Annotated in this window: 16 protein-coding genes, 1 pseudogene and 1 riboswitch; of the genes and pseudogenes, 10 read left to right on the top strand and 7 right to left on the bottom strand. The window is 71.7% G+C overall.

Annotated elements, in window-relative coordinates; genetic code table 11:
* Window positions 1-3: 3 nt before the first annotated feature.
* Window positions 4-1,401 carry a YibE/F family protein gene (locus ACIGQF_RS30510; protein ID WP_399716807.1) on the bottom strand — a complete coding sequence of 466 codons (1,398 nt, stop codon included), beginning with the start codon at window positions 1,399-1,401 and terminating at the stop codon, window positions 4-6.
* Window positions 1,402-1,471: 70 nt separating this feature from the next.
* Window positions 1,472-1,628, top strand: a riboswitch (TPP riboswitch).
* Here ACIGQF_RS30510 and thiC point away from each other — a divergent pair.
* Window positions 1,623-3,431: a phosphomethylpyrimidine synthase ThiC gene (gene thiC / locus ACIGQF_RS30515; RefSeq protein WP_399716810.1), complete on the top strand. Its 1,809-nt coding sequence runs from the start codon at window positions 1,623-1,625 to the stop codon at window positions 3,429-3,431. Its footprint overlaps the riboswitch before it by 6 nt.
* A 129-nt stretch (window positions 3,432-3,560) precedes the next feature.
* Here the strand turns inward: thiC and ACIGQF_RS30520 are convergent, their stop codons facing one another.
* From ACIGQF_RS30520 to ACIGQF_RS30530, 3 genes are all read right to left on the bottom strand, one after another.
* A complete protein-coding gene (locus ACIGQF_RS30520; protein WP_399716813.1) occupies window positions 3,561-4,655 on the bottom strand; it encodes a hypothetical protein in 1,095 nt (364 codons plus the stop codon).
* Window positions 4,656-4,898: 243 nt separating this feature from the next.
* The gene (locus tag ACIGQF_RS30525) at window positions 4,899-6,182 is read right to left on the bottom strand and encodes a metallophosphoesterase (protein WP_399716816.1); all 1,284 of its coding nucleotides are present in this window, start codon (window positions 6,180-6,182) and stop codon (window positions 4,899-4,901) included.
* Between the two features lie 249 nt (window positions 6,183-6,431).
* Entirely contained in the window at window positions 6,432-7,532 is a 1,101-nt protein-coding gene (locus ACIGQF_RS30530) for a LacI family DNA-binding transcriptional regulator (protein WP_399716818.1), read from the bottom strand.
* A gap of 415 nt (window positions 7,533-7,947) precedes the next feature.
* Between ACIGQF_RS30530 and hisC the strand changes: the two genes are divergently transcribed.
* Entirely contained in the window at window positions 7,948-9,027 is a 1,080-nt protein-coding gene (hisC, locus tag ACIGQF_RS30535; protein ID WP_399716822.1) for a histidinol-phosphate transaminase, read from the top strand.
* A gap of 83 nt (window positions 9,028-9,110) precedes the next feature.
* Here the strand turns inward: hisC and ACIGQF_RS30540 are convergent, their stop codons facing one another.
* On the bottom strand, window positions 9,111-9,479 hold the full coding sequence (locus tag ACIGQF_RS30540; protein ID WP_399716824.1) for a cyclophilin-like fold protein: 369 nt from the start codon (window positions 9,477-9,479) through the stop codon (window positions 9,111-9,113).
* Window positions 9,480-9,779: 300 nt separating this feature from the next.
* Here ACIGQF_RS30540 and ACIGQF_RS30545 point away from each other — a divergent pair, with 300 nt between their 5' ends.
* The 5 genes from ACIGQF_RS30545 to ACIGQF_RS30565 all read left to right on the top strand — a co-directional run bounded on the left by ACIGQF_RS30545 (window position 9,780) and on the right by ACIGQF_RS30565 (window position 19,353).
* The gene (locus ACIGQF_RS30545) at window positions 9,780-11,291 is read left to right on the top strand and encodes a cytochrome ubiquinol oxidase subunit I (RefSeq protein WP_399716827.1); all 1,512 of its coding nucleotides are present in this window, start codon (window positions 9,780-9,782) and stop codon (window positions 11,289-11,291) included.
* Window positions 11,292-11,300: 9 nt separating this feature from the next.
* Window positions 11,301-12,302, top strand: a complete 1,002-nt coding sequence (cydB, locus tag ACIGQF_RS30550; RefSeq protein WP_399716830.1) for a cytochrome d ubiquinol oxidase subunit II — start codon at window positions 11,301-11,303, stop codon at window positions 12,300-12,302.
* 28 nt (window positions 12,303-12,330) lie between these two features.
* Window positions 12,331-15,975, top strand: coding sequence for a thiol reductant ABC exporter subunit CydD (gene cydD, locus ACIGQF_RS30555; protein WP_399716833.1), 3,645 nt, complete (start codon window positions 12,331-12,333; stop codon window positions 15,973-15,975).
* Window positions 15,976-16,205: 230 nt separating this feature from the next.
* The gene (locus tag ACIGQF_RS30560; RefSeq protein WP_399717168.1) at window positions 16,206-17,885 is read left to right on the top strand and encodes a GAF domain-containing protein; all 1,680 of its coding nucleotides are present in this window, start codon (window positions 16,206-16,208) and stop codon (window positions 17,883-17,885) included.
* Window positions 17,886-18,009: 124 nt separating this feature from the next.
* The gene (locus ACIGQF_RS30565; protein ID WP_399716836.1) at window positions 18,010-19,353 is read left to right on the top strand and encodes a M23 family metallopeptidase; all 1,344 of its coding nucleotides are present in this window, start codon (window positions 18,010-18,012) and stop codon (window positions 19,351-19,353) included.
* Between the two features lie 14 nt (window positions 19,354-19,367).
* Here the strand turns inward: ACIGQF_RS30565 and ACIGQF_RS30570 are convergent, their stop codons facing one another.
* Window positions 19,368-20,333: a Cof-type HAD-IIB family hydrolase gene (locus tag ACIGQF_RS30570; protein ID WP_399716839.1), complete on the bottom strand. Its 966-nt coding sequence runs from the start codon at window positions 20,331-20,333 to the stop codon at window positions 19,368-19,370.
* A 113-nt stretch (window positions 20,334-20,446) separates the two neighbouring features.
* On the opposite strand from ACIGQF_RS30570, the gene ACIGQF_RS30575 reads away from it, so the two are divergent.
* The 3 genes from ACIGQF_RS30575 to ACIGQF_RS30585 all read left to right on the top strand — a co-directional run bounded on the left by ACIGQF_RS30575 (window position 20,447) and on the right by ACIGQF_RS30585 (window position 23,003).
* Complete coding sequence (locus ACIGQF_RS30575; RefSeq protein WP_399716841.1) at window positions 20,447-21,355, top strand: LLM class flavin-dependent oxidoreductase; 909 nt, start codon at window positions 20,447-20,449, stop codon at window positions 21,353-21,355.
* Window positions 21,356-21,484: 129 nt separating this feature from the next.
* Window positions 21,485-22,384, top strand: a complete 900-nt coding sequence (htpX, locus tag ACIGQF_RS30580) for a zinc metalloprotease HtpX (RefSeq protein ID WP_399716843.1) — start codon at window positions 21,485-21,487, stop codon at window positions 22,382-22,384.
* A 55-nt stretch (window positions 22,385-22,439) separates the two neighbouring features.
* Entirely contained in the window at window positions 22,440-23,003 is a 564-nt protein-coding gene (locus ACIGQF_RS30585; protein WP_399716846.1) for a hypothetical protein, read from the top strand.
* 109 nt (window positions 23,004-23,112) lie between these two features.
* On the opposite strand, the pseudogene ACIGQF_RS30590 reads toward ACIGQF_RS30585, so the two are convergent.
* Window positions 23,113-23,571 (bottom strand): annotated as a pseudogene (locus tag ACIGQF_RS30590) (hypothetical protein).
* Between the last annotated feature and the right edge of the window lie 10 nt (window positions 23,572-23,581).

The following is a 23,581-nucleotide window of genomic DNA, read 5'->3' on the forward strand; positions in this document are numbered from 1 at the left end:
CGGTCAGCGCTTGCGGCGGCGGCCCCGGCCGCCGCGCCTGCTGCCCGGCTGCCCGGGGCCCGGGCCGGCTGCCCGGCCGGACTCCGTCTGCCGCCCGACCGCACCGGTGCGGTCCGCCGAGACCACCAGCACCGCCAGCAGCGTCGTCAGCGGTACGGACGCGACGAGCCCGATGCTGCCCACCAGTGTGCGGACGATCTCCTCGGCCACCACCTCGCTGGTGGCGACCGTACCGACACTGCTCCGCGCGATCGAGAACAGCAGCAGAAGCGGCAGGGCCGCGCCCGCGTACGCCAGCACCAGCGTGTTCACCACCGACGCGATGTGGTCCCGGCCGATGCGCATCGCCGCGCCGTAGATCCGCCGCCGGCTCGCCGTCGGGTCGGCGTCCCGCAGTTCCCACACGGCCGCCGTCTGGGTGACCGTCACATCGTCCAGCACGCCCAGTGAACCGATGATGATCCCCGCCAGCAGCAGACCGCGGATCTCGATGCCGGGGAAGAGGCTGTGCACGAGGCCCGTCTGGTCGTCGGTGTTGCCCGTCAGCTGTCCCCAGCCGATGAAGACCGACCCCAGCAGGCCGATCAGCAGCAGCGACGCGAGCGTGCCGAGCACCGCGACCGATGTCCGTGCGGTCAGCCCGTGGCACAGGTACAGCGCGATGAGCATGATCGCGCTGCCTCCGATCACCGCCACGAGCAACGGATTCGACCCTTGCAGGATGGCGGGCAGGATGAACACCGTGAGCACCGCGAAGCTCGCCGCCAGCGCAATCAGCGCCAGGATTCCGCGCAGTCGGCCGACGACCACCACCGCCAGGGCGAACACCGCTGCCAGTACCCACATCGGGAACGAGCGGTCCACGTCGGTCACGGAGTACTGAAGGTTCCGCGGCGCCTTGGGCGCGTACGCCACCACGACGCCCTGGCCCTCGGTGTAGCGGCGTGAGGCGTCCGGCGTCACCACGGTCTTGAAGCGGTGCCCGGTGTCCTTGCCGCTGGTGACCTCGATGGTCGCCTGCTCACAGCTCTGCGCCTGCTGCTGCCCACCGCCGGACGGGCCCGACGGCTGCTGTTGCTGTTGCATCTGTTGCTGCTGCTGGGCGTTGACGTCCGCGCAGTTCACCTTCGTCAGGCGGACGACACGCGCGGTCTGGGTCTCCTGGTCGAAACCCACCCCGGACGGCTTGTGCGAGGGCGCGCCGCCGGGCCACAGGGCGATCAGCCCCACGCCCACTGCCAGGGCGAACGGGATCAGTACAGCGGCGATGACCTTGCGCAGGTGCCGGGACACGGGGGCCGCGGGGCCGTGGCCGTGTCCATGGCTGTGGCCGTGTCCTTGCGGGGCCCCGGACGCGGGGGAATGGCCGTGCGGCTGGTGCTCGGGCTCGTTGGAGGTCACCGCCCGATCATCCAACAACTCACCGGGCCCCCTGTTCACCACGCGGCATCGGCCGCTACCGTGGTGGCACCTTTGCAATCGCGGGAGCTCGGAGCACCGGGCTGAGAGGGCGCTGATCTCCGTCCCAGCGAGGTTTCACGTGAAACCTCAGCAGACGGAAACCGCTGCGTCGACCGCCGAACCTGTTACCGGGTAATGCCGGCGTAGGGAGTGGGTCTTCAATGACTCTGCAGGATGCACGCACGCCCTCTGTGTCCGATGAACGGGCGAAGCCCGCGGGCGATGCCACCGACGAGGCTGCCGAGACGCAGCAGATCGGCTGGCACAAGGGCTACATCTCCGGTTCGCGCCCCGACCTGCGGGTGCCGGTCCGGAGGGTGCACCTCACCAATGGCGAGCACGTGACGCTCTACGACACGTCAGGGCCGTACACCGACCCCCAGATCGAAACCGACGTCCGCCGTGGCCTCGCGCCGCTGCGGGAGAATTGGATCATCGCCCGCGGCGACACCGAGGAGTACGCGGGCCGGCCGATGCGTCCGGAGGACGACGGCCTCAAGCACACCTCGCCGCGCGGCGGCCTGAAGAACCTCGACGCGGTCTTCCCCGGCCGGCCCCGGCAGCCACGCCGGGCCCGCGACGGCGCCGTCTCGCAGCTCGCGTACGCGCAGCGCGGCGAGATCACCGCGGAGATGGAGTACGTCGCGGTCCGCGAGAACTGCACGCCCGAGTTCGTACGGGACGAAATCGCGGCGGGCCGCGCGGTGTTGCCGGCCAACGTCAACCACCCGGAGATCGAGCCGATGATCATCGGCAAGAACTTCCTGGTGAAGGTCAACGCCAACATCGGCAACTCCGCGGTGACCTCCTCCATCGAGGAGGAGGTGGAGAAGATGACCTGGGCGACCCGCTGGGGCGCCGACACGGTCATGGACCTCTCCACAGGACGCAACATCCACACCACCCGCGAGTGGGTGCTGCGCAACTCCCCCGTCCCGATCGGCACCGTCCCCCTCTACCAGGCACTGGAGAAGGTCGACGGCAAAGCCGAGGACCTGACCTGGGAGATCTACAAGGACACCGTCATCGAGCAGGCCGAACAGGGCGTCGACTACATGACGGTCCATGCCGGCGTGCTGCTGCGGTACGTACCGCTCACCGCCCGCCGCAAGACCGGCATCGTCTCCCGCGGCGGTTCGATCATGGCGGCCTGGTGCCTGGCGCACCACAAGGAGTCGTTCCTCTACGAGAACTTCGAAGAGCTCTGCGACATCCTCTCGTCGTACGACGTGACGTTCTCCCTCGGCGACGGGCTGCGCCCCGGTTCCATCGCGGACGCCAACGACGAGGCGCAGTTCGCCGAGCTGAAGACGCTCGGTGAGCTGAACACGATCGCCAAGGCACACGGCGTGCAGACCATGATCGAGGGCCCGGGACACGTCCCGATGCACAAGATCAAGGAGAACATCGACCTCCAGCAGGAGATCTGCGAGGAGGCGCCGTTCTACACGCTCGGCCCGCTGACCACCGACATCGCGCCCGCGTACGACCACATCACCTCCGGTATCGGCGCCGCGATGATCGCTTGGTGGGGCACGGCGATGCTCTGCTACGTCACGCCCAAGGAGCACCTGGGCCTGCCCGATCGCGACGACGTGAAGACCGGTGTCATCACGTACAAGATCGCGGCACACGCGGCCGACCTGGCGAAGGGCCACCCGGGCGCCCAGGAGTGGGACGACGCCCTCTCCGACGCGCGCTTCGAGTTCCGCTGGGAGGACCAGTTCAACCTGGCCCTCGATCCGGACACCGCCCGCGCGTTCCACGACGAGACGCTCCCCGCCGAGCCGGCCAAGACCGCGCACTTCTGCTCCATGTGCGGCCCGAAGTTCTGCTCGATGAAGATCTCCCAGGACATCCGCCGCGAACACGGCGGTGACCTGGCGATCGACCCCGAAGCGGGCATGGCCGAGAAGTCCAAGGAGTTCGCGGCAGCGGGCAACCGGGTGTACCTGCCGATCGCGGAGTGACCTGAGCGCGGACACCGCGCACCGCCCGTCCGCCGAGGGGCCCCGGCACGTGCCGGGGCCCCTCGGCGCCGTTCTGCCACAGCCGTCGGGTGGCGCGGCAGCACCCGCGCCGTCGGAGCCCGCCGTGGCTCACTCCGGCTGGTGGTCCGGGCCGCCGTAGTCCGGGCTGGTGAAGTCGGGGCTGGTGAAGCGGGGGCGGACGGCGGCGCGGTGATCGCCCTCCGGGCCGGAGAAGCGCGGATGGGTGTAGCCGAGCGGCGGCATGCGGCCGACGTCCGAGGTGCGGTGGACGACGAAGCGGCCGGCGGCTTCGGGCGCCGCGGGCGACGAGGGCGCGGGCGGATTTCTGTCGGTGTCGCCGTCGGCGGGCTCGCCGGCCGGCGAGCCGGGGGCGGCCGTGTCGCCGGGACCGGCCGCCGGGGCCGTACCGGGCGCACGGTCGGCGGCGCCGGCCGGGGCGGCCGGCGTGCCCGGCGGCGGGCTCGCGGGCTTCTCCGCGGAGGAGCCGGGGTGCGGGCCCGGCGGCGCTTCCGGTGCCGTCAGGGCCTCCAGGAGGAACGGACGCAGGCCGCGTTCGAGGAGGGCCTCGCGCCACTTCTCCCGGGCGCGGTCGACCTCCTGGGCGAGCTCGCTCGGGCGGGAGGCGCGCAGGGACGTGGAGCCGTTCCGGACCGCGGTGACGAGCAGGCCCCCCATCGCGATGAGGATCGTCGCCGCGGTCAGGCCGGCGAACGCCCAGCCGACGCTGATCAGCGGCTGCGCCAGCGCCTCGTCGGGGCTGACGGTGTGCAGGGCGTAGCCGATGAGGAGGAAGAGGACCGCGGCGATGCCCGCCAGGACGGGCGCGAGGACCGTGACCATCGCGGCCAGCCCGGCACCCGTGGCCTCGGCGGCCTCGCCCATCGCGGCGAGGTTGACGCCGGCGCCGCCCGCGCCGTTCCCACCGCCCTCGCCCGCTTCGGTACCGGCCGTGGCCGGGCGCGCGGATGCGGGCGAGCGCAACTCCGCGCGCAGCGAGACGTAATGCTGGTATTCGGCCGTCGCGCACGCGGCGATGGCGGTCGTGGCGCTGAGCGCCATGGTGCGCAGCTGCTCAGTGTTGAGGCGCATGCCCGTCGCGGCGAGATCCGGGCGGTCGGCCGCGGCGCGCAGAGCCTCGTCGAGGGCCCGCCGGAATTCCTCGCGGTCCTCGTTCAGCAGGTGCGGAGCGCTGTTCATGTGCATCCCCCGATGCTCCGTAGGGCCGTACGGGCCGGTATGAACCGGGCAGTTGGCGGGAAACGGAGGAGAGCCTGCTACGGATAGACCGATGGTAGAGCGCGCCCTGTCCGGCGTGACAGAGGATTTCGGAAATTCGCTCCGCCCGTGACAAGCCTTCCCCGGCCGCCCCCCGGCCCGTCTACTGTGGCCACGCTCAGCCCCCGCCCGGCCGGTTACCGGCCTGCGGTACCCATGCCCCGATACGAGTCAGGCAGTCAGGGGGAGCTGAACGACCAGCAGCTTTCCGGCCATCGTGACGCCGCCGTCCATGGCGACCGCGAGCCCGTCGGCGTACACGTGCGGCTCCTCGACGGCGACGCCCTCGCCCTCGCCGTCCTCGGTGCCCACCTCGCCGAGGAGGTACGGGATGGGGCTGTGCCCGTGGACGATGCGCTCGCCGCCGTACGTGCCGATCAGCTCCAGCACGGCCTGCGGGCCGGACTCGTCGCGGAACGCGAACCGCTTGGTCAGTTTGCGGAAGAGGTCCCAGACCTCGTTGGCGTCGCTGCGGGTGAGCACGTCGTGGACGGCGTCGTTGACCGCCTCGATGGAGTCGCCGTAGTCGAGGTACGCGGTGGTGTCGGAGTGCACCAGGAGGTGCCCGTCCTCCTGCGTCATGGCGTCCAGCCGGGCCATCCACTGCAGGTGGTGGTCCTGGAGGCGGTCCATGTCGGTCTTCTGGCCGCCGTTGAGCAGCCAGGCGGCCTGGAAGGAGGCGGTGCCGGCGCCGGACAGCACGGGGGTGTCGCCGAACCGCTTGGCGCCGAGCAGCAGCAGTTCGTGGTTGCCCATGAGGGCCTTGCAGTAGCCGCCGGCCGCCGCGGCCTCGGCGGACAGCTGCATGACCAGGTCGATCACGCCGATGCCGTCCGGGCCGCGGTCGGTGAAGTCGCCGAGGAACCACAGCCGGGCGTTGCCCGCCGCCCAGTGGCCCTCGGTGTCGATCAGGCCCTCGGCGAACAGCGCGGCACGCAGCTCGTCGTAGTAGCCGTGCACGTCACCGACGACGTACAGCGGGCCGCCCGCCTCGCCCTCGCCGACCTGCTGGAGGTGGAGGGCGGGGTGGTCGACCAGGGTGTCGGTGTACGTGACGGGGGTGCCGTCCGGCCCGACCACGGGGAGGTCCCGCTCGGTGGGGGTGTAGTCGGCGGGCAGCTGGTCCGGCGGCGTCGGGGCCTGTGCGCCGGTGCCGTAGGTGAGGCGGGCGTACGGCCGCGCCCTGGTGCGCACGCGGACCTCGGGGTCGAGACGCTCCTGAGGTGCTGCCTGCCCGTCCTGGGGAGCCGGTACGGGCTGCGGCGGGACGTACCCGTCCTGAGGGGCCTGGCGGGGGTGCGGCACGTACCCGTCGTGCGGGGCGTACTGCTCCGGCGGCGCGGACCCGTCCTGCGGGGCGTACGCGTCCTGGGGGGCGTACGCCTCCTGCGCGGGGCCGTTCGGTGCGGCCCCCGGTGTTCCAGGAGGAACGGGCGCAGGAGGTTGTGCCGCCATGGTCCGCACCATGGGTCCCAGACCGGCCCCCTGAGTCATCGACCCCTCCACCGTCGCGCCGCCGTGCACCTCGCGGACCTTGCCTGGTCGACGGCGGTCCGTGGTGTCGTGCGCCCATCATAGGAACGCCGCTCGCGGCTTGTGACGCACCAGGGGGTGGTCAATCGTTCTGAGCCCGGCGTTCGCTGCTGTTTTCTCCCGGCTTCGCCCTGTTTTTCCCCTCGCGGCCGTGGCCGTCCGGCGGAATGCTCAGTCGCCGGACGGGCCGCGCGGTGGGCTGACCGTCGTACGTGGGGACCTCCGTTGGGACGAGGTGCGCACGATCAGGTCGGTCGGTATCACCTGCTCGACGGGTCGCCCGCTGTCGAGCCCTTCGATGGCGTCGATGAGGAGCTGGACGACGGCGGTACCGATGCGCCGGGGTTTGAGGGAGAGGGTCGTGATGGGCGGTTCGGTGCTGGCGTAGACGGTGGATTCGCTGCAGCACACGAGCAGGAGGTCGTCCGGGACCCGGAGACCGTAGCGGCGTGCGGCGGCGAGGAGGTCGGTGCCGTTCGGGTCGAAGAGGCCGTAGACCGCGTCCGGGCGGTCCGGGCGGGCCAGCAGTCGGTCGGCGGCGACGGCGCCCGCACACGGGTCGTGCGCGGGATAGGACTCGTAGACCGGGTCCTGGCCGACCCGCTCGCACCACTGGAGGTAGGCGGTGGTGGACAGACGGGTGTAGGTGTCGGTGGTGGTGCCCGTGAGGAGGCCGATGCGGCGGGCGCCGGCGTCGGCGAGGTGGTCGAGGAGGCCGAGGACGGCTGCTTCGTGGTCGTTGTCGACCCAGCCGGTGACGGGGAGGGTGCCGCCCGGACGGCCGTCGGAGACGACGGGGATGCCGTGCCGGACGAGCTCGGTGACGACCGGATCGCCGTCGGCGGGGTCGATGACGACCGTGCCGTCCAGGGCGACGTTGGACCAGACGTCGTGACGGGAGGTCGCGGGCAGGATGACCAGGGCATAGCCACGGGCCAGTGCGGCGGAGGTGGCGGCGCGCGCCATCTCGGCGAAGTACGCGAACTCGGTGAAGGTGAAAGGTTCATCCCCGTACGTCGTGACGGTCAGGCCGATCAGCCCTGACTTGCCTGTACGGAGCGTGCGGGCGGCTGCGGAGGGGCGGTAGCCCAACCGGTCGGCCACCTCGCGGACGTGGCGACGGGTGGCGTCCGGAAGCCGGCCCTTGCCGTTGAGCGCGTCGGAGACAGTCGTGATGGAGACACCGGCTGCGGCGGCCACGTCCCGGATGCCTGCCCGCCCCAACCGGCGTCCGGTCGACCGGCTCACCTGGTGCTTCCCTGCTGCTGTCATGGCGAGCCGATAGTAGGGCTCGGAGGGGGCCATCGCGGGGCTTCCTTATGCGCAGTCGAAAGGCACGTTTCTGCATGCCGAAAGCCCGTCAATCTCCTTTGAATGGAAGGACGTTGGAGGTCAGAGCATGATTCTGCTCGCTGATCGATACCGTTGACCTGCACATTGCGCCAGGTATCGAAGAGGTCTCAAGTCACCTTCACGGGTGATGCGCGCCACGGCGTGAGCCACCGGCGCGTGACAGAGCGGGAGGCGCTCCGCAAAGGCCTTACGCCCTGAGCTGGGCATGTCGCGGGTATATGACGTGCGCATGCCCAGGAGAAGGACCGAGGGCGGAAGCCCCTACGCCGCGCGGCTCAATCCTCATAAGGTGTGCAGTATTGGTGACGAGCGGGACGGTCGAGGAGGACCTGCGGTGAGCGAGAAGACCCCGAAGCTGCGTGCGGCGCTGGACGGCGTTCCCACCTACAAGCCCGGGAAGCCGGCCGCGGCGGACGGCCCGGTGGCGTACAAGCTGTCCTCCAACGAGAACCCCTACCCGCCGCTGCCGGGCGTCCTGGAGAGTGCGGTGGCCGCGGCCGGGGCCTTCAACCGTTACCCGGACATGGCCTGCACCGGCCTGATGGCGGAGCTGGCGGAGCGGTTCGGCGTGCCCGCCGAGCACCTGGCGACCGGCACCGGCTCGGTGGGCGTGGCCCAGCAGCTGATCCAGGCGACGGCCGGGCCGGGCGACGAGGTGATCTACGCCTGGCGCTCCTTCGAGGCGTACCCGATCATCACCCAGGTCTCCGGCGCCACGTCCGTGCAGGTCCCGCTGGACGAGAACGAGGTGCACGACCTCGACGCGATGCTCGCCGCGGTCACCGAGCGGACTCGGCTGATCTTCGTGTGCAACCCGAACAACCCCACCGGCACCGTGGTGCGCCGCGCGGAGCTGGAGCGTTTCCTCGACGCCGTGCCCTCGGACGTGCTGATCGTGCTGGACGAGGCGTACCGCGAGTTCATCCGTGACGCCGACGTGCCGGACGGCATCGACCTGTACCGCGACCGCCCGAACGTCTGCGTGCTGCGGACCTTCTCCAAGGCGTACGGGCTCGCCGGGCTGCGGGTCGGCTTCGCTATCGCGCACGAACCGGTCGCGGCGGCGCTGCGCAAGACGGCGGTGCCGTTCGGCGTGAGCCAGCTCGCGCAGGAGGCGGCGGTGGCCTCGCTGCGGAGCGAGGAGGCGCTGCTGGAGCGGGTGGACGCGCTGGTGGCCGAGCGGACCCGGGTGGCCGGGGCGCTGGCCGAGCAGGGCTGGACAGTGCCCGAGTCGCAGGCGAACTTCGTGTGGCTGCGGCTGGGGGAGCGCACGGTGGACTTCGCGCGCGCCTGTGAGCAGGCGGGCGCCGTGATCCGGCCGTTCGCGGGCGAGGGCGTGCGGGTCTCGATCGGCGAGACCGCGGGCAACGACATCTTCCTGCAGGCGGCGGAGGCCTTCCGCAAGGAGCTGTGAGCCGCGGAAGCGTGTGTGCGGCGGGTGGCCGCGGTCCTCAGGGGCCGCGGCCACCCGCCTTTTCCGTGTCCGGAGGCTGTGTCTCAGACGCGCTCGACCCGGATCGGGTCACCGTCGCGGACCGTGGCGAGCCGGCGCGGGTCGCCGTCGATGCTGCCGAGCAGGTTGCAGGGGGAGGCCAGGCGGCACTCGTCCCCGCGGGAGATGGGTGTCGGCCCGTACGGCAGGGCCAGGGCGTCGCCGTCGGTCCAGAACGCCACCGTGCCGGGGTCGACGACCTGCTGCGCGTCGGCCTCCCGGGCAGGCGAGACGGGGGTCGTGAAGTAGACCTCCTCGCCCCAGGTGTGGGCGGTGGAGCTCAGCGGGAGCGCGTCTTCCAGGGCGGCGGCGGTCGGCGTGTCCGCCAGAGTGGCGGTCAGGTGTCCCGCGGGCCATGAGATGCGTATCTGCATGGCGCCGAATTCAACAATATGTTGAAGAAGAGTGGAAGGGGTGCCGACGGATTTCGGCGTGTACACGTTCACTAACGGCTCCTCCAGGCCGCTACGGTCAGGCCGTATCAGGGATTCCCCGGCCACGGAATACCACGTGACCGTAGTCACGTACCCCCCACGAGAGCTGTCCGAAAGTCATGGGAGATAATTGCTTGTGAATGTGAACGCGTTCACAAGCGCCTCCCCTTATGTCCGCCTTTATGTGGGACAAAAGGTGCAGAGGCGTGGCGAGAACGGCGACCGTAAGGAGACATCGACGTGGAACTGGCGTTGGCGCCAGAGACTCTGGCGCGATGGCAATTCGGCATCACGACCGTCTATCACTTCCTCTTCGTGCCCTTGACGATCTCTCTCGCCGCCTTGGTGGCAGGACTGGAGACGGCGTGGGTCCGCACGGGCAAGGAGCGCTACCTCAAGGCGACCAAGTTCTGGGGCAAGCTCTTCCTGATCAACATCGCGATGGGTGTCGTCACCGGCATCGTCCAGGAGTTCCAGTTCGGCATGAACTGGTCCGACTACTCGCGCTTCGTCGGTGATGTCTTCGGTGCCCCGCTCGCGTTCGAAGCCCTCATCGCGTTCTTCTTCGAGTCCACCTTCATCGGCCTCTGGATCTTCGGCTGGGACAAGCTGCCCAAGAAGATCCACTGCTTCTGCATGTGGATGGTCTCGATCGGCACGATCCTGTCGGCGTACTTCATCCTCGCGGCCAACTCCTGGATGCAGCACCCCACCGGCTACAAGCTCAACAAGGCCACCGGCCGCGCGGAGTTGACCGACTTCTGGAAGGTGCTGACGCAGGACACCACCCTGGTCGTCGTCTTCCACACGCTCACGGCCGCGTTCCTCGCGGGCGGCGCCTTCATCGTCGGCATCGCCGCTTTCCACCTGATGCGCAAGAAGCACATCAAGGTCATGCGGACGTCGCTGCGGCTCGGCCTGGTGACGCTGGTCGTCTCCGGTCTGCTGACCGCCGTCAGCGGCGACCTGCTGGGCAAGGTCATGTTCAAGCAGCAGCCGATGAAGATGGCCTCGGCCGAGGCGCTGTGGGACGGGCAGGCGCCCGCGCCCTTCTCGGTCTTCGCCTACGGAGACGTGGCCAAGGGGCACAACACCGTCGAGGTCGAGATCCCCGGTCTGCTCTCCTTCCTCTCCCACGACGACTTCTCCTCCTACGTGCCCGGCATCAACGACGTGAACAAGGCCGAGCAGGAGAAGTACGGGCCCGGTGACTACCGGCCCAACATTCCGGTCGCCTACTGGGGCTTCCGCTGGATGATCGGCTTCGGCATGGCCTCCTTCGCCCTCGGCGTGGCCGGCCTCTGGCTCACCCGCAAGAAGTTCTGGCTCTCGCAACGGCTGCGGACGGGGGAGGACGAGGTACCGCATCTCGCGCTGACCAAGGACAAGGCGCTCGGGGACGGGCTGGCCAAGTGGGCCTGGCGGCTCGCCGTGGTCACCATCGGCTTCCCGCTGATCGCCAGCTCCTGGGGCTGGATCTTCACCGAGATGGGCCGTCAGCCCTGGGTGGTCTACGGCGTGATGCGCACCTCCGACGCGGTCTCCCCCGGCGTCTCCCAGGGCGAGGTGATCACTTCGATGGCCGTCTTCACCACGCTGTACGCGATCCTCGCCGTCGTCGAGGTCAAGCTGCTCGTCAAGTACGTCAAGGCCGGACCGCAGGAGCTGTCGGAGTCCGACCTCAATCCGCCCACGAAGATCGGCGGCAACGACAGCGACGACGCCGACCGGCCGATGGCCTTCTCGTACTAGGAGGCAGCTGTGCACCTTCACGATCTCTGGTTCGTCCTCATCGCCTTCCTGTGGACCGGGTACTTCTTCCTCGAAGGATTCGACTTCGGGATCGGCGTCCTCACCAAGCTGCTCGCCCGTGACCGGCGCGAGCGGCGGGTCCTCATCAACACCATCGGCCCGGTCTGGGACGGTAACGAGGTCTGGCTGATCTCCGCGGTGGGCGCGACCTTCGCGGCCTTCCCCGAGTGGTACGCCACGCTCTTCTCGGGCTTCTACCTGCTGACGCTGCTGATCCTGCTCTGCCTCATCGTGCGCGGAGTGGCCTTCGAGTACCGCCACAAGCGGGACGAGGAGCGCTGGCAGAACAACTGGGAGAACGCGATCTTCTGGACCTCGCTGCTCCCGCCGGTGCTGTGGGGCGTCATCTTCGGCAACATGGTGGGCGGCGTGAAGATCGACGCCGACAAGAACTACGCCGGGTCCCTGCTCGATCTGCTGAACCCGTACGCGATCCTCGGCGGGCTGGCCATGCTGGCGCTGTTCACTTTCCACGGCGCGGTCTTCGCCTCGCTGAAGACGCTGGGCCCCATCCGGGAGCGGGCACGCGTGACGGCCTCGTTCCTCGGCATGATCGCCATGGGGCTGGCGCTCGTCTTCATGGTCTGGACGCAGATCGACAAGGGCGACGGCAAGAGCCTGGTCGCGCTGATCGTGGCGGCGGTCGCGCTGCTCGCCGCGCTGGTGGCCAACATGTTCGGGCGGGAGGGCTGGTCCTTCGCCTTCTCCGGCGTCAGCATCGCGGCCCTGGTCGCGATGCTGTTCCTGACGCTCTTCCCGAACGTCATGCCGTCCTCGCTGAACGAGAGCTGGAACCTCACGGTCAGCAACGCCGCGTCCAGTCCGTACACCCTGAAGATCATCACCTGGTGCGCAGTCATCGCGGCCCCGCTCGTGATGCTCTACCAGGCCTGGACGTACTGGGTGTTCCGCAAGCGCATCGGTACCCAGCACATCGCCGACGCGCACTGATCCCCTTCCGTTACGCACGTCAGGACGGATGTTTCACGTGAAACCGATCGACCCGCGCCTGCTTCGGTACGCCCGCGCCACCCGTTTCTTCCTTGCCGCGGTAGTGGTGCTCGGGCTTGCCGGGGCCGGCCTGGTCATCGGCCAGGCGATGCTCATCGCCGAGGTCGTCGTCGGGGCGTTCCAGCGCGATCTCCCGCTCGACGACCTGACCACACCGGTCCTGCTGCTCGCGCTGGTCTCGGTCGGCCGGGGGCTCGTCTCCTGGCTGACCGAGCTGGCCGCGCACCGGGCGAGCGCCGCGGTCAAGTCCGAGCTCCGCACCCGGCTGCTGGAGAAGGCCACCGGGCTGGGCCCGTCGTGGCTCGGCACTCAGCGCACGGGCGAGCTCACGACCCTCGCCACCCGCGGCATCGACGCACTCGACGACTACTTCGCGCGGTACCTCCCGCAGCTCGGTCTCGCCGTCGTCGTCCCCGTCGCCGTGCTCGTCCGTATCGTCACCGGTGACTGGATCTCCGCCGCGACCATCGTCGTCACGCTCCCCCTCATCCCGTTGTTCATGGTCCTCATCGGCTGGGCGACTCAATCGCGGATGGACCGGCAGTGGAAGCTGCTGACCCGGCTGTCCGGGCACTTCCTCGACGTCGTCGCGGGCCTCCCCACGCTCAAGGTCTTCGGCCGGGCCAAGGCCCAGGCGGCGGCCATCCGCACCATCACCGGCGAGTACCGCCGGGCCACGCTGCGCACCCTGCGCATCGCCTTCCTGTCCTCCTTCGCCCTGGAGCTCCTCTCCACGATCTCCGTCGCACTGGTCGCGGTCGGCATCGGCTTCCGCCTGGTCAGCGGTGAAATCGACCTCTTCACCGGTCTGATGGTGCTGATCCTGGCGCCCGAGGCGTACCTGCCGCTGCGGCAGGTGGGCGCGCAGTACCACGCGGCGGCCGAGGGCCTGGCGGCCGCCGAGGAGATCTTCGCCGTACTGGAGACCGAAACGACCGGGCAGGACGGGACGCGCGAGGCACCAGACGGCACCGGAATCACCGTGGACGGCCTGGTCGTACGCCACTCCGGGCGCACCGAACCCTCCCTGCCGGAGACCTCGTTCGAGGTGGCGGCAGGGGAGACGGTGGCGCTCACGGGACCGTCCGGCGCCGGCAAGACCACCCTGCTCAATGTCCTGCTCGGCTTCACGACGCCCGCGGCCGGGCGCGTGCTGGTCGACGGCGTGGACCTCGCCACGCTCGCGCCCGACAGCTGGCGCCGCCGCGTCGCCTGGGTCCCGCAGCACCCCTACCTCTTCGCCGGCACCGTCGCCGAGAACGTACGGCTGGCCCGCCCGGACGCGGACGACACGGCGGTACGGGCCGCACTGCGCGACGCCGGTGCGCTCGACTTCGTCGACGCCCTCCCCGACGGCCCGGACACCCGCCTGGGCGAATCCGGCGCAGGCCTCTCCGCCGGCCAGCGCCAACGCCTCGCACTGGCCCGCGCGTTCCTGGCCGACCGCCCGGTACTCCTGCTGGACGAGCCGACGGCAAACCTGGACGGCGAGACGGAGGAATCCGTGGTGGAAGCCGTACGCAGGCTGTCCGAGGGCCGCACAGTCCTCCTCGTAGCCCACCGCCCAGCTCTGCTGCAGGCGGCCGACCGGGTGGTTCACCTGCCCGGCCACCACAACGCACCCGCGGCCGCCCGGACGACGGAGGGGACCGGGGCGCAGGGGGTGGTCGCCGGGCGTAAAGCGAAGCAGTCCGACGACCACCCCCGGAGCCCCGGGCCCGGCACCGACCACGACGCCACGGCGGGGACACGTACCCGGCCTCTGTCCCGACTCCGGGCGCTGGCCAGCCCGCACCGCTCCCGCTTCGCCCTCGCGCTACTGCTGGGCAGTTGCGCACTGGGCAGCGCCGTAGGCCTCATGGCCACCTCCGGCTGGCTGATCTCAAGGGCCTCGCAGCACCCCCCGGTGCTCTACCTGATGGTCGCCGTCACGGCGACCCGCGCGTTCGGCATCGGTCGGGCCGTCTTCCGGTACGCCGAGCGACTGGTCGCGCACGACGCGGTGTTCCGGATGCTGGCGGACGTCCGGGTGGCGGTCTACCGGCGGCTGGAGAAGCTCGCCCCCGCCGGCCTGCGCGACCGCAGCCGTGGCGACCTGCTGTCCCGGCTGGTGGCCGATGTGGACGCCGGGCAGGACTACTTCCTGCGCTGGCTGCTGCCCGTGGGCGCGGCCGTCGTGGTCGGCGCCGGCTCGGCGGGCTTCACCGCCTGGCTGCTGCCGGAGGCCGGTGCGGTGCTCGCCGCCGGCTTGCTGCTGGCGGGCGTCGCCGTGCCGCTGGTCTCCGCCGCGCTGGCCCGGCTGGCCGAACGGCGGCTGGCCCCGGCGCGTGGCGCGCTCGCCGCACGCGTCGTGGACCTCCTCACCGGTACGGCCGAACTGACCGTCGCGGGCGCCCTGCGGGAGCGGCTGGCCGGCACCCGCAGTGCGGACCGCGATCTCACGGCGGTCGCGTCCCGGTCCGCCGCGGCAGCCGGTGCGGGCGCCGGGCTGACCGCGCTGCTGACCGGGCTGACCGCCGCGGCCGCCGCGGTCGTCGGCGTGCAGGCCGTGCACGACGGACGGCTGAGCGGCGTGAGCCTGGCGGTGGTCGTACTGACGCCGCTCGCCGCGTTCGAGGCGGTGGCCGGGCTGCCGCTCGCGGTGCAGTACCGGCAGCGCACCCGCCGCGCCGCCGAGCGGGTCTTCGAGGTGCTGGACGCACCGGCGCCGGTGCGCGAGCCCGACGCGCCCGAGGAGCTGCCGGAGTCGCCGTTCCCGCTGGTCGTGAGCGGGCTGACGGCCCGGCACCCCGGCCAGCACCGGCCGGCGCTCGACGGCGTGGGTTTCACGCTCGCGCCCGGCCGCCGGATCGCGGTGGTCGGCCCGTCCGGCTCGGGCAAGACCACCCTCGCGCAGGTGCTGCTGCGCTTCCTGGACCGCGAGGCCGGTACGTACACGCTGGGCGGGGTCGACGCGCAGCAGGCGGCGGGCGACGAGGTACGGCGGCTGGTCGGGCTGTGCGCGCAGGACGCCCACCTCTTCGACAGCTCGGTGCGCGAGAACCTCCGGCTGGCCCGCACTGCCCGCCCGTCGCGCGACCTTCCCCAAACCCTTAACTCCGTTCGAGCAGGGGAGACCCCACTCCCCTCAACGAGCGCTTCGCGCGCCCCTGCTGATGAGGAAGCCGACCTGTGGGACGCGCTGGAGCGGGCCCGGCTCGCCGACTGGGTACGCGGGCTGCCGGAGGGTCTGGACACGCTGGTCGGCGAGCACGGCGCGCGGCTGTCCGGCGGACAGCGGCAGCGGCTGGCGCTGGCCCGCGCACTGCTCGCCGACTTCCCCGTGCTCGTGCTGGACGAGCCGGCCGAGCATCTGGACCTGGCCACCGCCGACGCGCTGACGGCCGACCTGCTGGACGCGACCAGCGGCCGGACCACGGTGCTGATCACGCACCGGCTCGCGGGCCTGGAGGCGGTCGACCAGATCCTCGTACTCGACGAGGGGCGCGTGGTGCAGCGCGGCCCGTACGAGGAACTGGCAGCGGCCGACGGCCCGTTCCGCAGCATGCGGGATCGGGAGCGGGCGGCGGACGCGCGGTACACCGCGGGGGCGGGCGCCGCGCCCCTCCCGTAGCACCGGCCCCGCACCCCTCCCGTAGCGCCACGCTCCGGCCCGCCCCGTCGCCCACCCCGGATCGCCAATCGCGACTTTCCGCAACAAAAGGTACTTATTAGGCTCGGAGCATGGCAGCCACGGCAGGACCATCGAACGGACCCGGGGCGGCGGAAGGCTCCGTGCCGGAAGCCCCCGTGTCGGAGGACACCGTGCCGGATGACTCCGTGCAGGGGGCCGAAGCCGACACGATGGACGCGGCCACGGAGGCCACCCGCAGCCTCCAGGGGATCTCGCCCGAGATCACCGCCCGGCTGCCGCGTCTGCTGGAGGCCATGCGGACCGTCGGCGCCGGGCTGGACCTGCACGTCACCCTGGACCGCATCGTGGAGACCGCGGCCGAGCTGGCCGACGCCCGGTACGCGGCCATCGGCATCGTCGACCAGGCCCGGGACGGCCTGTCGGACTTCGTGACGTACGGCGTGACCGCCGAGGACCACCGGCGCATCGGCGCGCTCCCCGACGGCCACAAGGGCCTGCTCGGCGCGCTCATCCACGATCCCCGGCCACTGCGCCTGGCCGACCTCACCCAGGACCCGCGCGCGGCCGGCTTCCCGCCCGGGCATCCCCCGATGCGGACGTTCCTCGGGGTGCCGATCCGGGTCCAGGGGGAGATCTTCGGGAACCTCTACCTGACGGAGAAGCGCGGTGGCGGCGAGTTCAGCGAGGGCGACCTGCACACACTGCGGGTCCTCGCGACGGAGGCGGGGCTCGCGATCGGCAACGCCCGGATGTACGCGGCGGCCCGGCAGCGCGAGGCCTGGATCGACGGCGCCGCCGCCGTCACCACCGCGCTGCTCGCCGGGAGCGACGTGGACGAGTCGCTGGCGGTCGTCGCCGAACAGGCTCGGCGGCTGGCGGACTCCGCCGCCGGGATCGTGCTGCTGCCGATGGAGGACGGCGGGCTGGAGATCGTGGCTGCCGCGGCGGACGACCCGGCCCGTCTCATGGGCACGCAGATCCCGCCCGACAGCCCGGTGACCGCCACCCTCCTCGCCGGCGAACCGGTGTTCGTCGAGGACTCGGCGACCGATCCCCGCATGGTCACCGAGGTCGCGCCGTACTTCGGGCCCAGCATGCTGCTGCCCCTGAAGAGCGGCGGCCGTGTCCTCGGCACCCTCGCCACCCCCAGGGCGCGCGGCGCCCGGCAGTTCACCCCAGCGGAACGCACGCTGGCCGCGCAGTTCGCCGCGCAGGCAGCGCTGGCGCTGGTCCTCGCGGACGCGCGGCGCGACCGCGAGCGGCTGGCCGTCTACCAGGACCGCGACCGGATCGCCCGGGACCTGCACGACCTGGTCATCCAGCGGCTGTTCGCCACGGGGATGATGCTGGAGAGCGCGGCCCGCAGGGCCGTGGTGCCCGAGGTGCGGCAGGGCGTGGGCAAGGCCGTGGACGAGCTGGACGTGACGATCCAGGAGATCCGCACCGCCATCTTCGCCCTGCAGCAGGGGCCAGCCGAGGCACCCTCGGGGCTGCGTACTCGGGTACTGCGCGAGATCGGTACGGCGGCGGTGCCGCTGGGCTTCCAGCCGTCGGTGAACTTCGTCGGCCCGGTGGACGCCATGGTCGGTGAGTCGACCGGCAAGAACCTGGTCGCCGCGCTCCGGGAGGCGCTGTCCAACGCCTTCCGGCACGCCCATGCCTCCCGGATCGAAGTCGTCGTGGACGCCACGGCCACGCTGCCGGACGGGCGGGACGCGGTACGGCTGACCGTCGCGGACGACGGCGTGGGCATTCCGGAGGGCGGCCGGCGCAGCGGCCTGAAGAACCTCGCGCGGCGGGCCGAGGCGCTGGGCGGGTCCAGTACGTACGGGCCGGGGCTCGGCAAGGAGGGCGCGGGCACGATGGTGACGTGGGAGGCGCCGCTGTAAGGCGAGGCGCCGGACCGGCGGCTCCCCCAGGTGGCCGGACGGCTGTGCTCCGTTCGGTGGCTTACGGTCCGGGGCCGGAACCGCGCTCCGCGGTCCGGCGTCCTGATCGCGCAACTATCGGCCCATGCATCCAGGTCTGTCGTGCGGTCAGGAGGCCCGCGCGCCGCGACGGGCACCGGCGGCCCGGTCGCGGGCCCGCCGGCGCGGTGCCGTCGTGTGCGCCTTCACGATCATGCTGGGCGGGCTGCTGCCCGGCGGGCTGCCTTCGGGCGGCGAGGCCGTCGGCGCAGCCGCCGCTGCCACCGCGTACGAAGGCCCGGCGGCGCGGCCGGGAGGCGCGGCGCACCGGGCGAACGCGGTACCGGCGGCCGGTGCGGCCCGCCACGAGCGTGGGGCGCGGCGCGGGGCCGTGGCGCCGCAGGGCGGCGGTGCGCGGTACGAGAGCGGCGGGCCCGGTCACGTCGTGGGGCGCGGGCGGTCCGCCCGGCTGGCCAGGGCGCGCCTGGAGGTGCTGCGGCTCGGCGTGGCGGCGGGCAGAGCAGGACGGTCGTACGAGTACGGGCTGCGGGCCGCCAGGGCCGAACGGGTCCGGGCCCGGCAGCTGACCGAGCGGCTGCGCAGGGAGCGCCGCACCGCCGCTGAGCTGCGCCGTACCGCCGGGCTGATCGCGGCCCAGCAGTACCGCACCGGGAGCGGGCTGTCCTTCGCCGTGCGCACGCTGACCTCGGCCGCCCCCGAGGCGGTGCTGCGGGCCCACCGGCTGGCGGAGCACCGGCAGCGCGCCCTGGCGGCCAAGGCGCGTACGGCGCTGCGCGCGAGCCGGGCCCTGGCCGCGGGGAGCGCGGCGGCGGCCGGCCGCACGCGGGCGCTCGACGCCCGGAAGCAGCGGCTGGCCGGGGAGCGGGAACGCATCGGGCGCAGCCTGGACCGGGCGCGCGGCCGGCTGTGGCGGCTGGTGGCGGGCGCGGCGGAGTCCGGTACGGAGGCGGCCGGCAGCTGTGGCGGGCCGTCGGAGGGCGTGTCCTCGGCCGCCGGGGCCCTCGCGGCCGCCGCCCCGTCCGCGCGGGGGTGGACCCGGCCGGTGACGGGGTACGCGCTGTCGGCCTCGTTCGGGGGCGCGGGCGCGCACTGGTCGCACCGGCATACGGGGCAGGACTTCGCGGTGCCTGTAGGCACGCCCGTACGGTCCGTGGGCCGGGGCCGGGTGACCACCGTGGAGTGCGGCGGCCCCTTCGGTATCAACGTCGTGGTGCGGCACGGGGCGCACACGTACACGCAGTACGCGCATCTGTCCGCGGTGCTGGTGCGTCCGGGGCAGCGGGTACGCGCCGGGCAGCCCCTCGCCCTTTCCGGGAACACCGGCAACTCCACAGGGCCGCACCTGCACTTCGAAGTGCGGCGCGGCCCCGGTGTGGACACGGCCGTCGAGCCCCTGCGCTGGCTGCGGAAGCGCGGCGTAGGGGTGTGAGGTTCGGGCGGCGGTCAGCCGCGGGTCCGCTCCCGCAGCAGTCGCTCGATCAAGCGTTCGATGATGGCGGCGACGCCGTCCTCGTTGTTGCCCGCCGTGCGGTGCGTGGTCGCGGCCAGCACGTCCGGGTGCGCGTTGGACATGGCGTACGACGTGCCCGCCCAGGCCAGCATCTCGATGTCGTTCGGCATGTCGCCGAACGCCACCACCTCGTCCGGTGTGATGCCTCGTTCAGCACAGCAGCGGGCGAGCGTACCGGCTTTGCTGACGCCCGCGCCGCTGATCTCCAGGAGCGCGGTGGGGCTGGAACGGGTGAAGGACGCCAGGTGCCCCGCGGCCTCGCGGGCCAGCGCGAGGAACGCGTCCGGGGCCAGCTCGGAGTGGTGCGCGAGGACCTTCAGGACGGGCTCGCCCGCCTTCTCGAACTCCTCGCCGAGCAGCTTCTCCACCGGGGCGATCAGCGCGCCCGGGTCGAGGTGGAACGGCGGGTACTGCGGCTCGTAGTGAATGCCGCCGGTGCGTTCGACGGCGAACGACGTGCCCGGGGCCGCGACGCGCAGCGCCTCCACGACGGCGACCGCCGCCTCCCGCTGCAGCGCGCGCACCTCGACGATGCGGCGGCCGCGGTGCAGGTCGACGACGGCGGCGCCGTTGGCGCAGATCGCCAGGCCGTGGCCGTGCACATGGTCGCTGACCACGTCCATCCAGCGGGCCGGCCGGCCGGTGACGAAGAAGACCTCGATACCGGCCTCCTCGGCGGCGGCGAGCGCGGCGATCGTCCGTTCCGAGACGGTCTTGTCGTCGCGCAGCAGGGTGCCGTCGAGGTCGGTGGCGATCAGCCGGGTGCGGCGGCCGGGCAGCGGTGGCTCCGGGACGGGCCGTGGCTCGGGCGGCCGGGGTGGAGCGGATGGCGGCGGCGCCTCGGATGCCGGCGTCCGCGCGGATGACAACGGCGGCTCGGCGGAGGGATCGTCTGTCACAGGGCCATCAGTCACGAGGCCATCTTCCCGCATATGCGCGCACAGGCGTGCGCTGGGTCGCGCGCATGAGCTTGACAGGGCCGGTCGGCGCGTCCAGCCGTAGGCTCGGAAGCATGCTACTGAGCACCGTGATTCTGCCCGTACGACGCTGGTCCGAAGGCGGGCGGGAGGTGTGGCAGCACGCCGAGGAGCTGGGCTTCCACGCCGCGTACACCTACGACCACCTGTCCTGGCGGGTCCCCTTCCGGGACGGCCCGTGGTTCGGCGCCGTGCCGACGCTGACCGCGGCCGCCGCCGCGACCTCCCGACTGCGCCTGGGCACCCTCGTCACCTCGCCCAACTTCCGGCACCCGGTCACTCTCGCCAAGGAGCTGATCTCGCTGGACGACATCAGCGACGGCCGGATCACGCTCGGCATCGGCGCGGGCGGCAACGGCTTCGACGCGCATGCGCTGCTCGGCAGCGACGAGGAGCCGTGGACGCCGCGCGAACGCGCGGATCACTTCGCCGAATTCGTCGCCCTGCTGGACCGGCTGCTCACCGAGGACGCCGTCACGTACGAGGGCGAGCACTACAAGGCGCACGAGGTGCGCAACGTCCCCGGGTGCGTGCAGCGGCCGCGGCTGCCGTTCGCGGTCGCCGCCACCGGGCCGCGCGGCCTGCGGCTGGCGGCGCGGTACGGCCAGGCGTGGGTCACCACCGGTGACCCCAAGGTGTCCGCTTCGGGCACCCCCGAGCAGTCGCAGGCGGCGATCGCCGGGCAGATCGAGCGGCTGGGCGCGGCCTGCGAAGCGGAGGGACGGGACGCCGGGAAGCTGCCCAAGATCCTTCTGACCGGTTTCACGCCGGACCGGCCGCTGGACTCGGTCGACGCCTTTGTGGACTTCGCCGGCCGCCATGCCGAGCTGGGCATCGACGAGCTCGTTCTGCACTGGCCGATCAAGGGCACGATCTTCGAGGCCGATCAGTCGGTCTTCGAGCGGATCGCGGCGGAGGCACCGGCCCAGCTCGCGGCAGGCTGAGCCCGTTCGCCGTAGGGATCACCGCCCCTTTGCCTCGCCAAGAGGAACCGAACAGGAATCAAGAGGGAGAATCGGGACAGAGGCGTCGTCGTACGGACGGCCGGCTGGGCCGTCCGGCTGGAGGACACCATGGCTCAGACCCGATTCGCCCCGGACCGCGGGCTGACCTCGCGCATGGTCGTGACGATGTTCTTCATCGGCCTGCTGTACGTCGTGGTCGTCGGCGCGCTGGTGGTGCTGCTCAAGGGCGCGTGGCTGATCGTGCTGGTGATCACGGGCGCCCTCTTCATCGCTCAGTTCTGGTTCAGCGACCGCATCGCGGCGTTCGGCATGGGCGCCCGCGAGGTCACCCCCGAGCAGGCGCCCGAGCTGCACGGCGCCGTCGACCGGCTGTGCGCGCTCGCCGACATGCCCAAGCCCAAGGTCTGCATCGCGGACAGTGACATCCCGAACGCCTTCGCCACCGGGCGCAACCAGCGGAATTCCCTGATCTGCGCCACCACCGGACTGCTGCGCCGGCTGGAGCCCGAAGAGCTGGAGGGGGTGCTCGCGCACGAGCTGTCGCACGTGGCACACCGCGACGTGGCGGTGATGACCATCGCCTCGTTCCTGGGAGTGCTGGCCGGGGTCATCACCCGGGCGGCGCTCTGGAGCGGGGTGGGACGCAGCAACCGGGACAACAACGCGGCCATCGCCATCCTGATCGTCACGGCCGTCAGCGCGGTGGTGTACGTCATCAGCTTCCTGCTCACCCGGCTGCTGTCCCGTTACCGCGAGCTGTCCGCCGACCGGGCCGCCGCGCTCCTCACCGGACGGCCGTCCGCACTGGCCGCCGCGCTCACCAAGGTCACCGGGCAGATGGCCCGGATTCCCACCCGTGACCTGCGCCGGGCCGAGCCGTTCAACGCCTTCTACTTCGCCCCGGCCTTCTCCAAGGAGCACGCAGTCCAGCTGCTGTCCTCGCACCCGACGCTGGAGCAGCGCCTGGACCAGCTCGGCCGCCTCTCCGCCCAGCTGGGCCGGCCGTGAACCGGGCCGGAACCCTCGGCTGCCCGCCTCTCCCTCAGCCCCTAGGAGCCACTCGATGGGTTTTCTGGATGTGATCCTCGGCCGCAGCAAGCCGGTACGCCCGGACCTCGACCAGCTCTTCGCGCTGCCCTCCGCCGCGATCACCCTGCAGGCGGCAACGGGGTTCACGCCGACGGGCCGGGGCTCGGTCTGCTTCGCGAGCGTCGAAGGCGGGGCGTTCGCCCGCATCCAGGCCGATGTGCGGCAGCTGCTCGGCCCGCCGGTGGACTACACCCAGGACCAGTACGGGTACACCTGGCTCCTCGCCCAGCACGCCCCCGAGGACACCGCGGGCCTGGTCAACGACCTGCACGCGGTCAATACCTCGCTCCAGGAGGCCGGCTTCGGCCCGCAGCTGCTCTGCTCGCTGATCGGCTTCCGCGACGAGCGCGACCGCTCGCTCGCCCTGGTGTACCTCTACAAACGCGGCACGTTCTATCCCTTCGCGCCGCTCCCCGGCGACGGCGAGAAGCGGGACAACGCCCTAGAACTCCAGATGCGGTCCCTGCTCGCCGACGATCTCACCGTCGAGAAGGACCTGAGCCGCTGGTTCCCGGTGTGGGGCGCGCCGGGGCTGTGACGCGAAGTGTGCTGCTTTGTTTCACGTGAAACACGATGTCCCGTTTCGCGGAAACCTCCTGTTTCACGTGAAACATCGGCCGCGCCTGTCGATCAAGAGCCGCTCGACCTCATGACCGCACACGGGAGCTGAGCCAGGGCGTCAGATCGACCCCCGTGATCAGCTCCTTGTACGTCTCGTCACCGGGGAGCGGCACCACCAGCCATCAGCCGGGCGGGAAGAAACGGCCCTTGACGTGGGCGAGGTCGCCCAGCACCGCGTGCAGAAAGGCCGGGACGGAGTCGCGGGGCAGGTCCTGGAAGGGGATGCCCTCGACGGTGACGGTGGCGTCGTCCTCGGAGAAGACCTCGACCGTGATGCGCGGTCGGCCACCGGTCAGTTCGACGTACGCCTCGTGCGGCAGCGAGCCGTCCGGGTCGGCGACGACGAACGCACCGGCCGAGAGCCGGCGGCCGGAGCGGTCGGCCCCGATGTCGTGGGTCACCTCGATGTCGCGGCCGTACGCACGGGCGGCCTCACGAACGGCGTCGACGACGGCTTCGGTGCTGGGCAGATGCGGACGGTCCATGGGGTGATGT

Origin of the sequence: Streptomyces sp. NPDC053560 (genome assembly GCF_044544605.1) — a bacterium.
Classification (GTDB): Bacteria; Actinomycetota; Actinomycetes; order Streptomycetales; family Streptomycetaceae; genus Streptomyces.

What these genes read in the sequence shown, in the direction of transcription:
- ACIGQF_RS30540 (WP_399716824.1), bottom strand. Translation starts at nt 9,479, where the DNA reads ATGCAGATACGCATCTCATGGCCCGCGGGACACCTGACCGCCACTCTG.
- thiC (WP_399716810.1), top strand. Translation starts at nt 1,623, where the DNA reads ATGACTCTGCAGGATGCACGCACGCCCTCTGTGTCCGATGAACGGGCG.
- ACIGQF_RS30565 (WP_399716836.1), top strand. Translation starts at nt 18,010, where the DNA reads ATGCATCCAGGTCTGTCGTGCGGTCAGGAGGCCCGCGCGCCGCGACGG.
- htpX (WP_399716843.1), top strand. Translation starts at nt 21,485, where the DNA reads ATGGCTCAGACCCGATTCGCCCCGGACCGCGGGCTGACCTCGCGCATG.
- ACIGQF_RS30575 (WP_399716841.1), top strand. Translation starts at nt 20,447, where the DNA reads ATGCTACTGAGCACCGTGATTCTGCCCGTACGACGCTGGTCCGAAGGC.
- ACIGQF_RS30560 (WP_399717168.1), top strand. Translation starts at nt 16,206, where the DNA reads ATGGACGCGGCCACGGAGGCCACCCGCAGCCTCCAGGGGATCTCGCCC.
- ACIGQF_RS30520 (WP_399716813.1), bottom strand. Translation starts at nt 4,655, where the DNA reads ATGCACATGAACAGCGCTCCGCACCTGCTGAACGAGGACCGCGAGGAA.
- ACIGQF_RS30585 (WP_399716846.1), top strand. Translation starts at nt 22,440, where the DNA reads ATGGGTTTTCTGGATGTGATCCTCGGCCGCAGCAAGCCGGTACGCCCG.
- cydD (WP_399716833.1), top strand. Translation starts at nt 12,331, where the DNA reads ATGTTTCACGTGAAACCGATCGACCCGCGCCTGCTTCGGTACGCCCGC.
- ACIGQF_RS30530 (WP_399716818.1), bottom strand. Translation starts at nt 7,532, where the DNA reads ATGACAGCAGCAGGGAAGCACCAGGTGAGCCGGTCGACCGGACGCCGG.
- ACIGQF_RS30525 (WP_399716816.1), bottom strand. Translation starts at nt 6,182, where the DNA reads ATGGCGGCACAACCTCCTGCGCCCGTTCCTCCTGGAACACCGGGGGCC.